Here is a 12,587-nt window from a genome sequence, read left to right as displayed (position 1 = left end):
GTTGCGAGATTTTTCTCTGCGCCGCGACGCCCAGCCGGAGCGTCCCCTTTTCCGTCGTCGGACCGCATGGGCCTGCCGTCGGAAGGGCCGCGAATCCTACAACCAAACGCGAATCCGTCAAGCCCTCATGACGAGTTTTCTTTCGGCCGACACGCGCACCGTCATCCGGCAACGAGCCGCACGCGCGCGAACGCGCGCTTGCCGACCTGCAGCAGCAACTCGCTGCCCGCCGCGAACACGCGCTCGCGATCTTCGACGACCGCGCCATCGATGCGCAGCGCGCGTTCGGCCATCTTGCGGCCGACCTCGGAATTGCTCGCGGCGAGTTTGGCCGCGACGAACATTGGCGCGACGCGGATTCCCTCGGCCGGAACGGCGATGTCATGCAGCGGCAGATCGACGTCGACACGCTGTTCGCGCACGAGCGCCGTCCATTGCGTGATCGCTCGTTCCGCCGCCGCGGCGTCGTGGAAGCGCGTCGCCAGCTCGCGCGCGAGGGCGAGCTTGGCGTCGCGCGGATGCAGCTGCCCGCCCGCGACGTCGGCCTTCATGCGCGCGATGTCGGCACTGCTGCGTTCCAGGCTCAGCAATTCGTACCAGCGCCACATGAGCTCGTCGCCGATCTTCATCGTCTTGTTGACGATATCGATCGCCGGCTCGGCGATGCCGATGTAGTTGCCGAGCGACTTGGACATCTTGGCCACGCCGTCGAGCCCCTCCAGCAGGGGCATGGTCAGCACGATCTGCGGCGCCTGGCCGTAGTGCTCCTGCAGGCCGCGCCCCATGAGCAGGTTGAATTTCTGGTCGGTGCCACCGAGCTCGACGTCCGCCTCGAGCGCGACCGAGTCGTAGCCCTGCACGAGCGGATAGAGGAATTCGTGGATCGCGATCGACTGCTGCGCGGCGTAGCGCTTGGAGAAATCATCGCGCTCGAGCATGCGCGCGACGGTGTGCTGCGCGGCGAGCTTGATCATGTCCGCCGCAGCCATGCGGCCGAACCACTCGGAATTGAAGCGCACCTCGGTGCGCTCGCGATCGAGGATCTTGAACACCTGCTCGGCGTAGGTCTTCGCATTGGCCTCGATGTCCTCGCGCAAGAGCGGCTTGCGCGTGACGTTCTTGCCGGTCGGGTCGCCGATCATCCCTGTGAAGTCGCCGATCAGGAAGATCACCTGGTGCCCGAGGTCCTGGAACTGGCGCATCTTGGTCAGCAGCACCGTGTGCCCCAGGTGCAGGTCCGGCGCGGTCGGGTCGAAACCGGCCTTGATGCGCAGCGGGCGGCCGAGCTTGAGCCGCGCCTCGAGGTCCTCGCGCTTGATGATTTCGTCGGCGCCACGACCGATGAGGTCGAGCGCGGCCTGGATGTCCGTCATGGATGTCCCCGTGCGCGCGGCACCCGCAGGGGTCGGCCGCAGCGCCTGTCGCTGGTGGCTGGAATCGACGCCGAATGGGGCGTCGCGGTTAATAATTCGTTAGTCAACGATCTTTCGCAAGTCCTTGTCGCCATTGGCATTGACGCCGGCGCGGCAAGGCAATTATGGTACCCCGCGATTGATTGGGCTGCGACCTGTGAACGACATCCATAACGACAACAAGAACGCTCGCCACAAGGCTCGTCGTCTGCTCATCCGGCGCCATGCGCAACGCCGGCACTTCCATTTCTATTCGCGTGTCTCGAACTGGACGTTCCTGCAGAACGTCTCGGCCTCGCCGATCAGCTGGCGCGCCGAACACTGGATCCTCGGCGGTGTCTGCGTGTTGCTGACCGCGCTCGTCGGCATCGTGATCCCGACCTTCGCGAACGCGACGCGGCACGAGCCGTCCCCCGTACCTTACACGACGCTGGCCCTCGACCTGCCGCAGCTGCCCGGCGACGAAGCGGACCCGGCGATCGGCGCGTACGCCGCGAACAGCGAGCCGGACTGGCAGGTCGTGACCGTGCGCGCCGGCCAGTCGCTGTCGGACATCTTCCGCGAGCAGGGCCTCGCGCCGACCGACCTGCAGCGCGTGCTCGATTCGCAGGACGACGCGGTCGCGCTGCGCCGCATCCGCCCCGGCCAGGAATTCGCGTTCGCACACGCGCCCGACGGCTCGCTCAGTGCGATGCGCTTCGAGCGCGGCGACGCGACGCGCGTGGTGCTGCACTTCGGCGCCGGCGGCGTCAGCGAGGCCGCGGTCGAGCGTGCCGTCGAACGACGCACGCACGTCGCCCACGGCACCGTCACGCGCTCGTTGTTCTACGCCGGCGAGCGCGCCGGCCTCAGCGACGGCATGGTGCTCAAGCTCGCCAACGCATTCGGCTACGACATCGACTTCGCGCAGGACCTGCGCGAGGGCGACAGCTTCAGCGTCATCTACGACGACGTCTACCGCGACGGCGAGCGCCTGCGCGACGGCGACATCATCGCCGCGACGTTCGTCAACCAAGGCAAGCGCTACACGGCGATCCGCTACACCAACGCCGACGGCGAGACGACCTACTACACCGAGGACGGTCGCCCGCTGCGCAAGTCGTTCCTGCGCACGCCGGTGGAATTCACGCGCATCTCCTCGACGTTCTCGACCGGTCGCATGCACCCGGTGCTCGGCTACATGCGCGCGCACAAGGGCGTCGACTACGCCGCGCCGACCGGCACGCCGATCCGCGCCGCCGGCGACGGCAAGATCACCTATCGCGGCTGGATGTCCGGCTACGGCAACTTCGTGATCGTGCAGCACAACGCGCACATCAGCACCGCCTACGGCCACATGTCGCGCTTCGCGAGCGAGCGCCTCGGCGAACACGTCAAGCAGGGCCAGGTGATCGGCTACGTCGGCATGACCGGCCTCGCCACCGGCCCGCATCTGCACTACGAGTTCCGCATCGACGGCGGCCATCGCGACCCACTCACCGTGACCCTGCCGCCACCGGAACCGCTGCCGGCGAGCCAGCTCGCGCAGTTCCGCCAGCAGGCGTCGCCGCAGCTCGCGCGGTTGAAGATGGTCGACGCGATGCAGCTCGCGCGCGCCAACGATTGACGTGACGCCCGCCTCGCGCGCGCCGCTCTACCTCGGACTCATTTCAGGCACGAGCGCCGACGGCATCGACGCCGCGCTCGTGCGCTTCGAGTCGCGCCCCGAGCTCGTCGCCGCGCACACGACCCCCTACCCGGCGCCGCTGCGCGAGCGTGTGCTCGCGTTCGCGCGCAGCACGGTCGACGTCGCGCTCGACGATTTCGGGCAGCTGGACGTCGAGATCGGCGGCGCCTTCGCCGCCGCCGCAGCGGCGCTCCTTCGCCGCGGCGGCGTCGACGCGCGCGACGTCGCCGCGATCGGCTCGCACGGGCAGACCGTCTGCCATCGCCCGAGCGGGCCGCACCCGTTCACGTTGCAGATCGGCGACCCGAACGTGATCGCCGAGCGTACCGGCATCACGACCGTCGCCGACTTCCGTCGCGCCGACGTCGCCGCGGGCGGCCAGGGCGCGCCGCTGCTGCCTGCATTGCACGCGGCGGTGTTCGCCGACCCGGCGCATGCACGTGCGATCCTCAATCTCGGTGGCATCGCCAACCTCACGCTACTCGCGCCGGGTGAACCTGTGCTCGGCTTCGACACGGGCCCCGCGAACTGCCTGCTCGACGCCTGGGCCGCGCGCCATCTCGGCACCGCGCGGGACGATGGCGGTACCTGGGCGCGCAGCGGCCGCAGCAACGAGGCGCTCGTCGGCGACTGGCTCGCCGACCCCTATTTCGCCGCTGCGCCGCCGAAGAGCACGGGGCGCGAGGTGTTCAACCTCGACTGGCTGCTCGCGCGCCTTCCGGCGGGCATCGCGCCGGCGGACGTGCAGGCGAGCCTGCTCGTGCTCAGCGCACGCAGCATCGCGCAGGCGCTGCGCGCACATGCGACGGCGCCACGCGAGGTCTACGCCTGCGGCGGCGGGGTGCACAACGCCGCGTTGATGGACGCGCTGCGGCGCGAGCTTCCGGACATGCGCGTCGGCACGACCGCCGCGCTCGGCATCGATCCCGACTTCGTCGAAGCCGCCGGCTTCGCCTGGCTCGCCCGCGCGCGCCTCGACGGCGTGCCCGGCAACCTGCCCTCGGTCACCGGCGCGCGTGGTCCGCGCGTCCTCGGCGCCATCCACGCCGGGCCACCGCGCTGATCGCGGCGAGGCGCGTGGTTCACTCCGGTCGAGCCGGCGCCCTGCGCATCAGCCACAGGATCAACAGCAGGGCCGGCACGCCCATGAGCGCGGTATAGACGAAGAATGGCGGATATCCCCACGCGTCGACGATGCGCCCCCACTGGCTCGCGAGGCTCTTGGCAGGCAGGCTCCACAGCGTGCCGAACAGCGCGTACTGGGTCGCCGTGTACTGCTTGCTCGTGAGTGAGGACATGTAGGCGATGAAGGCCGTGCCGGCGATGCCGTTGGCGACGTTGTCGAGGCTGACGGCCGCAGCGAGCCATGCGATATCCGGCGAGGAACCGGTGCCGAAACCCGCGATGTAGGCGTAGAACAGGTTCGCCGCACTGAGTAGCACCAGGCCGACCAGCATCGTAGGCAACAGGCCGAGCCGCTTCACGAGCCAGCCGGCGAATACGGCACCGGTCAAGGTCAAAGCGACGCCGTAGAGTTTCGACACGAGCGCGATCTGGTCGAGCGTGTAGCCGAGATCGAGGTAGAACGTGTTCGCCGCCACGCCCATCGTCATGTAGTTGAGCCGGTACATGACGACGAGCGCGAGGATCGGCACGCCCACGCGCGCGCCGTAGCGCCGGAAGAAGTCGACGAGCGGCAGCACCACCGATGCCGTCAGCTTTTCCAGCGCAGGTCGCAACGCCTCGGTGCGCAGCATCGAGAGCAACGCGATCTCGAGCAGCAGGATCGCGCCGAAACTGACCTTGACGACGAGCGTCGATTCCTTCGCGGCGACGAGCGCGAGCCACAGCGCCGCGCCGACGAACGCGGTCGATCCGATCGCGGCCGCGAGCACGGAGGGACGCATGCGTTCGATCGTCGCGCGCACGAGCGCGGGGTCGACGTCGTTGCCGCGCACGCCGTGCCGCTCCGGTTCGCGGATCAGCAGGACCGTGACGGGTCCCATCACCATGCAGCCTGCCATCAGCAGGTACGCTGCCGTCCAGCCGAGTCCGCTCGCGGCGATCAGTGCTCCGGCGCCCGCGTAGATGAGCGCAAGCTGGTAGCCGATCTGGTATGCGGCCGCCGCCGCGCCCTGCCGCGAGGCGTCGACCGATTCGATGCGGTAGGCATCGACGGCGATGTCCTGGGTCGCCGCGCAGAAGGCGGTCGCGGTCGCGAGCAGCGCGATGCCGTGGGCCGCGCTGGCCGGATCGAGCATCGCCATCGCGACGAGCCCGGCGACGACCCCCGATTGCGCGAGCAGCATCCAGCTGCGCCGTTGGCCGAGCCGGCCGACGATCGGCAAATGGAAGCGATCGACGATCGGCGACCAGAAGAACTTGAGCGAATACGCGAGCCCGACCAGGCTGAACATGCCGATGGTCGTGCGGTCGATGCCGGCCTGGCGCAGGCGCGCGGACAGCGTCGTCAACACGAGCGGAAACGGCAGGCCGGCCGCGAAGCCGAGGAACAGCATCGGGCGGATGCGTGGATCGGTGTAGACGGCGAGCGACTGCCACCAGCCCCGCAGCGCCTGCTTCATCACGCGTAGTCCACGCTGTACGGCGCGTGGTCGGAGAAGCGCGGATCACGCGTGATCGCGCACGCGCGCAGGCGATCGCGCAGCGACGGCGTCACGAACTGGTAGTCGATGCGCCAGCCGACGTCGTTCGCGCGCGCGGCGCCACGATTGCTCCACCAGGTGTATTCGACCGCGTCCGGCTTGAGCACGCGGAAGCTGTCGAGCCAGCCGTGCGCAGGTGCCGGCGTGCCGTCGCCGCTGGCGTCGGCGATCATGCCGTTGAGCCACGCGCGTTCGCCCGGCAGGCAGCCGGAATTCTTCTGGTTGGAACCCCAGTTGCGGATGTCGTTCTTCGCGCGGACGATGTTCCAGTCGCCGCACAGCACGTAATCGCGCCCGCTCGCCAGCCACTGGTCGAGCAGCGGCTTGAGCCACTTCATGACCTCGAACTTGACCGCCTGGCGCTCCTCGCCCGACGAACCCGACGGGATGTAGAACGAAACCACGCTGAGGTTGCCGTAGCGCGCCTCGATGTAGCGCCCTTCGTCGTCGAACGGCGCCCAGCCGAGCGACGTGCGCACCTCGTCCGGCTCGCGCTTCGAATAGATCGCGACGCCGCTGTAGCCTTTTTTCGTCGTCGCATCGCGGTAGAAGCAATGGTGTCCGTCGGGGCGGAACATCGGATCGGCGAGTTGGTCCTCCTGCGCCTTGGTCTCCTGCAGGCACACGACGTCGGCCTGCTGCGCGCGCAACCAGTCGAAGAAGCCCTTGTTCGCGGCCGAGCGGATGCCGTTCGCATTGAAGGAGATGATGCGCATGGAGGAATGAGGGCTAAGGGCTGGGGGTCTAGCGTGCCGTGTGCGTGCCATGGCTGGCAACACCGCGCCTGCCTTCGCGGACGACGTCCGCGACGCCGTAAACTCAGGGCTCTCGGCCTTCGGCCTTCAGCCTTCAACCCTCAACGCCCATGAAATCGAGCCAACGCGAATTCCTCGACCTCGCCCTCGCGCGCAATGCGCTGCGCTTCGGCGAGTTCACCCTCAAGTCGGGACGGGTCAGCCCGTATTTCTTCAATGCCGGCCTGTTCGATTCCGGCGCCGCGCTCGCCACGCTCGGTCGCGCCTACGCGGCGACCGCCGCCGCGTCGGGGATCGCGTTCGACATGCTGTTCGGCCCCGCCTACAAGGGCATCGTGCTCGCCGCGCTGAGTGCCGCGGCGCTCGCCGAGCATCACGGGCGCGACGTGCCGTTCGCCTACAACCGCAAGGAAGCGAAGGATCACGGCGAGGGCGGCTCGCTCGTCGGCGCGCCGCTGCGCGGGCGCGTCCTCATCGTCGACGACGTGATCACCGCCGGCACCGCGATCCGTGAATCGCTCGCTCTCATCCGCGCTGCCGGCGCGGAGCCGGCCGGCGTGCTGATCGCTCTCGATCGCGAGGAGCGGGGCCAGGGCGAGCGCTCGGCGACGCAGGAGCTCGCCGCCGAGCACGGCATCCCGACCGTCGCGATCGCCCGCCTCGGCGATCTGCTCGCCTACGCGGCCGACCGCCCGGATCTCGCCGATCATCGGCCACGCCTGACCGCATATCGGGAGCGCTACGGGGTGGCGAGCTGAACACCGCTCCGGCGCGCCCGGCTGGCTATACTCGCGCCCGGAGGCTCCCCATGCATATTCCCTCGTCCCGCCTGCTCGTCCTCGTCGTCGCTTCCTGCATCGGGGCGACCGCGTCCAGCGCGACCTTCGCGGCCGGAACGCCGACCGACCACAACCGTTACAAGTGGCGGGACGCACAGGGAAACCTGCACTACAGCGACTCCGTGCCCGTGGAGGCGACGAAGCTCGGTTACGACATCGTCAATTCGCAGGGCATCGTCGTTAAGCACGTCGAGCGGGAGAAGACGGCCGACGAGCTGGCCGCCGCGAAGGTCGCGGCGAACAAGGCAGCGGCCGACCGCAGGGTCGCCGAGCAGCGCGCACGCGACGACGAGCAGTTGCTGAGCAATTACCCGCAGGAAGACGATCTCAAGCGTGCCCAGCAACAGCAGATGGACATGCTCAACCAGCAGATCAAGTCCTCGGAGGTCAGCCTGCGCAACCAGGAGCAGTCGCTCGCCGAGCTGCTCGATCGCGCGGCCGAAGCCGAACGCACCGGCAAGGAATTTCCTCCCGAGCAAGCCAAGCAGCTGGCGGTGATGCGCAAGAAGGTGGACGTGCAGAAGGCCGCCGTGGCCAAGCAGGAAGCCGATCGCACCGAGGCGAGCAGTCATTTCGACGATGAAGTCGCGCACTACCGCGAACTGAAGGCACGCATCGCCGAAACGAGGAAGTAGGCACGCGAGTACCTCGTCGAGGATTGCCCGATGAATCGTTGCCCCTCTTGCGAATCCAGCGAAAGCTCGATGATCGAGCGCGTCCGATTCGAAGACGGCCATGCCGCCGATCGGCGCGAATGCAACGTCTGCGGCGAGCAGTGGATGGTGCCCGTGGTCGCTGCCGTCCCGGACCCGGACGCTGATGTCGAGGCGATCGAACTGCGCGACACCGACGGCGACGCACCGGACGAGGCCGACGGCATCGAGGAATGGTTCCGCTGACGCGCCCGCCCCTCGCCGCCGCGGCGGCGAGGATCAGAACGGCAGCGGCAACGAAGAGTCGAGTGCGAGCAGCTGGCTGCGGAACACCTCCTGGATGCGTCGCAGCGCGGGCGCGTTGTCCGCGTCGAAACGCAGGACGAGCACGGGCGTCGTGTTCGACGCACGAACGAGGCCCCAGCCGTCCGACCAATCCGCGCGCAAGCCATCGATCGTGGTGAGACGCGCGCCGTCGAACTTGGCGCGCGCGCGAAACGCCTCGATGAACCGGTAGTGCTCGCCCTCGCGCATCGGAATCTTGAGTTCCGGCGTCGACACTCCTTTCGGCAGCGTGGCGAAGACCTGCTCCGGCGTGCGCCCGTCGACATCCGCGGCGAGGATTTCCATCAGGCGCGCTGCCGCATAGATGCCGTCGTCGAAGCCGTACCAGCGTTCGGCGAAGAAGAAGTGGCCGCTCATCTCGCCGGCGAGCGCAGCATGGGTCTCGCGCATCTTCGCCTTGATCAGCGAGTGCCCGGTGCGCCACATCAGCGGGCTGCCGCCCTGCTGCAGGATCAGCGGCTGCAGGTGGCCGGTGCACTTGACGTCGTAGATGATCGTCGCGCCCGGATTGCGCAGCAGGATGTCGCTCGCATACAGCATGAGCAAGCGGTCGGGGAAGATCACCTCGCCACTCGCGGTGACCACGCCGAGGCGGTCGCCGTCGCCGTCGAAGGCGAGGCCGATGTCCGCACCGACGTTCTTCACCGACACGATCAGATCCTGCAGGTTGTGCAGGTCCGACGGATCAGGGTGATGGTTCGGGAACGTTCCGTCGACGTCGCAGTAGAGCGGAATCACTTCGCAACCGATGCCTTCGAGCACCGCCGGTGCGATCGCCCCGGGGATGCCGTTGCCGCAGTCGACGACCACCTTGAGCTTGCGCTCGATCTGGATGTCATCGGTGATGCGGCGGATGTAGTCGTCGCTGACGTCGAGCGTCTGCAGGCCACCCGCGCCGTCGACGAAGCGCTCGGCCTCGATGCGCCGATACAGGTTCTGGATCGCGTCCTCCGACAACGTCTCGCCGCCCAGCACGATCTTGAAGCCGTTGTAGTCGGGCGGGTTGTGGCTGCCGGTGACCGAAATGCCCGAACCCGTGCGCAGGTGGTAGCAGGCGAAGTAGGTGACCGGCGTAGGCGCGGTGCCGATGTCGATCACGTCGATACCGGTCGAACGCAAACCGGTGATCAGCGCGTACACGAGGTCCGGACCCGACAGGCGTCCGTCGCGACCGACGACGATCTCGGTCAGGCCGCGGTCACGGGCCTCGCTGCCGATCGCGCGACCGATCATCCGCGTCACCCCGGTCGTCAGCGTGTCGCCGACCACGCCGCGGATGTCGTAGGCGCGGAAGATGCTCGGATCGACCGTGACGACTTCTTCCTTCTTCTCGCTGCGTACGGGTGCTGCCGGCGCGGTTCTGGCCGCGGGCGTGGCGACGGCTTCCGGCTGCACCTTGAGTGCCTGTGCGAGGGTCATTTCCGGTTGGACCTCCTTCGGCTTGCGTTGCAACACGGCGACCGCGCGCTCGCGTCCGACACTGCGCGCCCACAACGCGAAGAAGCCTCCGGCGAGGCAGGCCAGGCTCAACAGCAGCGAGACGGCCAGGTTTTCGGTGAACATGATGAAGTAGCCGGGATCGGCCTTGCCGATGCGCAGGCGCGTACCGGGGATCGGCTCGCCGACGTCACCGATCGACGAACCGCTGTGCTCGCCCACGCTCGCGATCATGAGATCGCCACGGCCATCGCCCTGGCGCAATTCGAGCCGCGCGCCACTGATCGACGTGCGTGCGAATGCCGCGAGCAACGGCTTGAACGGGAGTTCGACCACCGCGAAGGCGACGACGCGCTCGCCCACCCGCGCGGGCATCGCGATCATCAACTGCTGGCCCTCGGCCTCCGTGCGCATCTCGGCGAGCGGTTGCTTCGGATTGATCTTCGCCTGCATCAGCGCCGCGGCCTTGGCGTAACCGATCGCCTTGAGGTCGCCTGAAAGCACCTCGTCGAGGTCGGCGCTGAAGAACTCGACGTCGGTCGCCTTCGGCAGCAATTGCCGCAGCGCCGCCGCCGCCGGAACACGCCCCTCGCTGCCGAGCTGCAGCGCCTGCTGCACGCTCGGGTCGGCCAGCGCCTGCTGCACGTTCTGCTGTCGTTCGCGCACCTCGCCCGCGATGGCTGCGATCGCTTCGGCGCGCGCACCGTCCGCGTTCTCGGTACCGCGATGGGAAAGCCAGAGCAGCCAGGTCTGCCATGACATGAACGAGCCGAACACGAGCAGGAACGTGCCGAGCGCGAACGGCCCGAGCGTGCGCAACGCCGGTGCCAGGCGCCGCAGCACCCGCGCGCCCAATTCCTTCGGGGATGTATTGCCTGTTGCGGCCATGCCCTTCCTCGTGATCCGACCCGCCTCAACCGCGGCGCGTGCGCCTTCAGTGCCTGCCTGAACTGCCGAATCCACCTTCGCCGCGCTCGCTCGGCGCGAACTCGTCGACGACGCGGAACACCGCGCGCACGATCGGCACGATCACGAGCTGGGCGATGCGTTCCCCGGGTGCGATGGTAAAGGCCGCGTCGGAACGGTTCCAGCACGAAATCATCAGCGGCCCCTGGTAGTCCGCGTCGATGAGGCCGACGAGGTTGCCGAGCACGATGCCGTGCTTGTGGCCGAGGCCCGAGCGCGGCAACACGAGCGCGCACAGGGCGGGATCGCCGATGTGGACCGCGATGCCGCTCGGGATCAGCACGCTCGCGCCGGGCTCCAGCACGAGTGGCGCGTCGACCATCGCGCGCAGGTCGACACCGGCCGACGCGGCCGTTGCCGGCGCCGGCAACGGGAACTCGCGTCCCAGTCGCGCGTCGAGCACTTTGAGCTCGATCGGGCGCGCGGCGAGGCCGTCGGCCGGACTCATGCGTTCACCCCGCCGCTCGTCGCGCGCAGGCGCGCGATGCGCGCGACGAGCGCGCGCGCCAGGTCGGCCTTGTCGCCACGCTCGAGCGCTTCGCGGCCACCGGGCCAGAGCAGGAGCAAGGCATTGTCGTCACGCTCGAAACCGAGTTCCGCGCCGACTTCGTTGGCGGCAATGAGATCGAGGCGCTTGCGCTCGAGCTTGGCGCGCGCGTATTCCTCGACGCGTTCGGTCTCCGCGGCGAAACCGACCACGAACGGGCGTGGGTCGAGCGCGGCGACCTCGGCGAGGATGTCGGGATTCTGCACGAGGCTGAGTTCGAGCCCGCTGTCTCGGGTCGCCTTCTTGAGCTTGTGCGGCGCGATGTCGCGCGGCCGGAAGTCGCCGACTGCCGCGGCGGCGACGAACACGTCGCTCGCGCCGGCCCGCGCAAGCACGGCGTCGTGCATCTGGCGCGCGCTGCGCACGTCGACGCGGTCGACGTCGCGCGGCGTCGGCAGGTGCACCGGTCCGGCGACGAGCGTGACGGTGGCGCCTGCCTCGGCTGCCGCCGCGGCGACCGCGAAGCCCATGCGGCCGGAGCTGCGGTTGCCGATGAAGCGCACCGGGTCGATGTCTTCGTAGGTAGGGCCCGCGCTGACGAGGAAGCGCACGCCCTCGAGGTCGCGCGGCCGGCGTCGCTCGACCAGGCGCGCGACGATCTCGTCGGCTTCGAGCAGGCGCCCGGCACCGAATTCGCCGCAGGCCTGGCTGCCCGAGCCGGGGCCGAGTACGCGCACGCCGCGCTCGCGCAGCACGGCGAGGTTCGCCTGCGTCGCGGCGTTCGCCCACATCTGCTGGTTCATCGCCGGCGCCACCGACATCGGCGCCGTCGTGGCGAGGCAGAGCGTCGCCAGCAGGTCGTCGGCGAAGCCGTGCGCGAGACGCGCGAGCAGGTCGGCCGACGCCGGTGCGACGACCACCTCGTCGGCCCAGCGCGCGAGCTCGATATGACCCATCGCGGCTTCGGCCGACTCGTCCCACAGGCTCGTGCGCACCGGGTGGCCGGACAGCGCCTGGAACGTGAGCGGCGTGACGAAGCGCGCCGCGTTCTCGGTCAGCACGACGCGGACTTCGGCGCCGGCGTCACGCAGCCGCCGCACGAGTTCGGCGCCTTTATAGGCGGCGATGCCGCCGGACACGCCGAGCAGCACGTGCACGCCGGCGAGCGCTTCGCGCGACGGCGCGAAACGCTCCGGCACGTGGACGTCGCGCCGTGTCACCGGCCGGCGCCCGTGCGCGGAGCACGCCGCGCCGGCGCGAGCGAACGTCCGCCGAGGTCGAACCGGGAAGTCATGTAGGAAACCACCGACAGGACAGGGGAACGCTAGCTTACTGAAAATCGGGGCGCGCGCCGCTGCGAA

General features: G+C 68.9%; 11 protein-coding genes. 5 read left to right on the top strand and 6 right to left on the bottom strand.

The features are described from left to right. Positions 1–161: 161 nt before the first annotated feature. Positions 162–1,373, bottom strand: a complete 1,212-nt coding sequence (gene tyrS, locus FHW12_RS09670) for a tyrosine--tRNA ligase (protein WP_182530790.1) — start codon at positions 1,371–1,373, stop codon at positions 162–164. Between the two features lie 196 nt (positions 1,374–1,569). Between tyrS and FHW12_RS09665 the strand changes: the two genes are divergently transcribed. Beyond that, entirely contained in the window at positions 1,570–3,018 is a 1,449-nt protein-coding gene (locus FHW12_RS09665; protein WP_310735199.1) for an OapA family protein, read from the top strand. 1 nt (position 3,019) lies between these two features. Further along, positions 3,020–4,141 carry an anhydro-N-acetylmuramic acid kinase gene (locus tag FHW12_RS09660; RefSeq protein ID WP_182530789.1) on the top strand — a complete coding sequence of 374 codons (1,122 nt, stop codon included), beginning with the start codon at positions 3,020–3,022 and terminating at the stop codon, positions 4,139–4,141. A 19-nt stretch (positions 4,142–4,160) separates the two neighbouring features. Here the strand turns inward: FHW12_RS09660 and FHW12_RS09655 are convergent, their stop codons facing one another. Both FHW12_RS09655 and FHW12_RS09650 read right to left on the bottom strand, forming a co-directional pair. Continuing rightward, positions 4,161–5,663, bottom strand: a complete 1,503-nt coding sequence (locus tag FHW12_RS09655; protein ID WP_182530788.1) for an AmpG family muropeptide MFS transporter — start codon at positions 5,661–5,663, stop codon at positions 4,161–4,163. Continuing rightward, entirely contained in the window at positions 5,663–6,460 is a 798-nt protein-coding gene (locus tag FHW12_RS09650) for an exodeoxyribonuclease III (RefSeq protein ID WP_182530787.1), read from the bottom strand. Before FHW12_RS09650 ends, FHW12_RS09655 begins: the two co-directional genes overlap by 1 nt. A gap of 149 nt (positions 6,461–6,609) precedes the next feature. On the opposite strand from FHW12_RS09650, the gene pyrE reads away from it, so the two are divergent. The 3 genes from pyrE (at position 6,610) to FHW12_RS09635 (ending at position 8,237) form a co-directional block, all read left to right on the top strand. Continuing rightward, positions 6,610–7,257 (top strand): orotate phosphoribosyltransferase, encoded by a 648-nt coding sequence (gene pyrE, locus FHW12_RS09645; RefSeq protein WP_182530786.1) that lies wholly within the window; start codon positions 6,610–6,612, stop codon positions 7,255–7,257. A gap of 50 nt (positions 7,258–7,307) precedes the next feature. Then, complete coding sequence (locus FHW12_RS09640) at positions 7,308–7,973, top strand: DUF4124 domain-containing protein (RefSeq protein WP_182530785.1); 666 nt, start codon at positions 7,308–7,310, stop codon at positions 7,971–7,973. Between the two features lie 69 nt (positions 7,974–8,042). After that, positions 8,043–8,237, top strand: a complete 195-nt coding sequence (locus FHW12_RS09635; protein WP_182530784.1) for a hypothetical protein — start codon at positions 8,043–8,045, stop codon at positions 8,235–8,237. A 33-nt stretch (positions 8,238–8,270) separates the two neighbouring features. On the opposite strand, the gene FHW12_RS09630 is transcribed toward FHW12_RS09635, so the two are convergent. The 3 genes from FHW12_RS09630 to coaBC form a co-directional block, all read right to left on the bottom strand. Beyond that, the gene (locus tag FHW12_RS09630; protein WP_220484408.1) at positions 8,271–10,535 is read right to left on the bottom strand and encodes a phosphomannomutase/phosphoglucomutase; all 2,265 of its coding nucleotides are present in this window, start codon (positions 10,533–10,535) and stop codon (positions 8,271–8,273) included. Between the two features lie 172 nt (positions 10,536–10,707). Then, positions 10,708–11,187: a dUTP diphosphatase gene (gene dut / locus FHW12_RS09625; protein ID WP_182530782.1), complete on the bottom strand. Its 480-nt coding sequence runs from the start codon at positions 11,185–11,187 to the stop codon at positions 10,708–10,710. Beyond that, positions 11,184–12,425: a bifunctional phosphopantothenoylcysteine decarboxylase/phosphopantothenate--cysteine ligase CoaBC gene (coaBC, locus tag FHW12_RS09620; protein ID WP_310735196.1), complete on the bottom strand. Its 1,242-nt coding sequence runs from the start codon at positions 12,423–12,425 to the stop codon at positions 11,184–11,186. Before coaBC ends, dut begins: the two co-directional genes overlap by 4 nt. Between the last annotated feature and the right edge of the window lie 162 nt (positions 12,426–12,587).

Source organism: Dokdonella fugitiva (assembly GCF_014138265.1).
Classification (GTDB): domain Bacteria; phylum Pseudomonadota; class Gammaproteobacteria; order Xanthomonadales; family Rhodanobacteraceae; genus Dokdonella_A; species Dokdonella_A fugitiva_A.
This window is presented reverse-complemented; position numbering and strand designations above follow the sequence as displayed.

Coding starts and splice junctions, on each gene's coding strand:
- tyrS (WP_182530790.1), bottom strand. CDS start 1,373: ATGACGGACATCCAGGCCGCGCTCGACCTCATCGGTCGTGGCGCCGAC.
- FHW12_RS09655 (WP_182530788.1), bottom strand. CDS start 5,663: ATGAAGCAGGCGCTGCGGGGCTGGTGGCAGTCGCTCGCCGTCTACACC.
- FHW12_RS09650 (WP_182530787.1), bottom strand. CDS start 6,460: ATGCGCATCATCTCCTTCAATGCGAACGGCATCCGCTCGGCCGCGAAC.
- pyrE (WP_182530786.1), top strand. CDS start 6,610: ATGAAATCGAGCCAACGCGAATTCCTCGACCTCGCCCTCGCGCGCAAT.
- FHW12_RS09640 (WP_182530785.1), top strand. CDS start 7,308: ATGCATATTCCCTCGTCCCGCCTGCTCGTCCTCGTCGTCGCTTCCTGC.
- FHW12_RS09635 (WP_182530784.1), top strand. CDS start 8,043: ATGATCGAGCGCGTCCGATTCGAAGACGGCCATGCCGCCGATCGGCGC.
- FHW12_RS09630 (WP_220484408.1), bottom strand. CDS start 10,535: ATGTCATGGCAGACCTGGCTGCTCTGGCTTTCCCATCGCGGTACCGAG.
- dut (WP_182530782.1), bottom strand. CDS start 11,187: ATGAGTCCGGCCGACGGCCTCGCCGCGCGCCCGATCGAGCTCAAAGTG.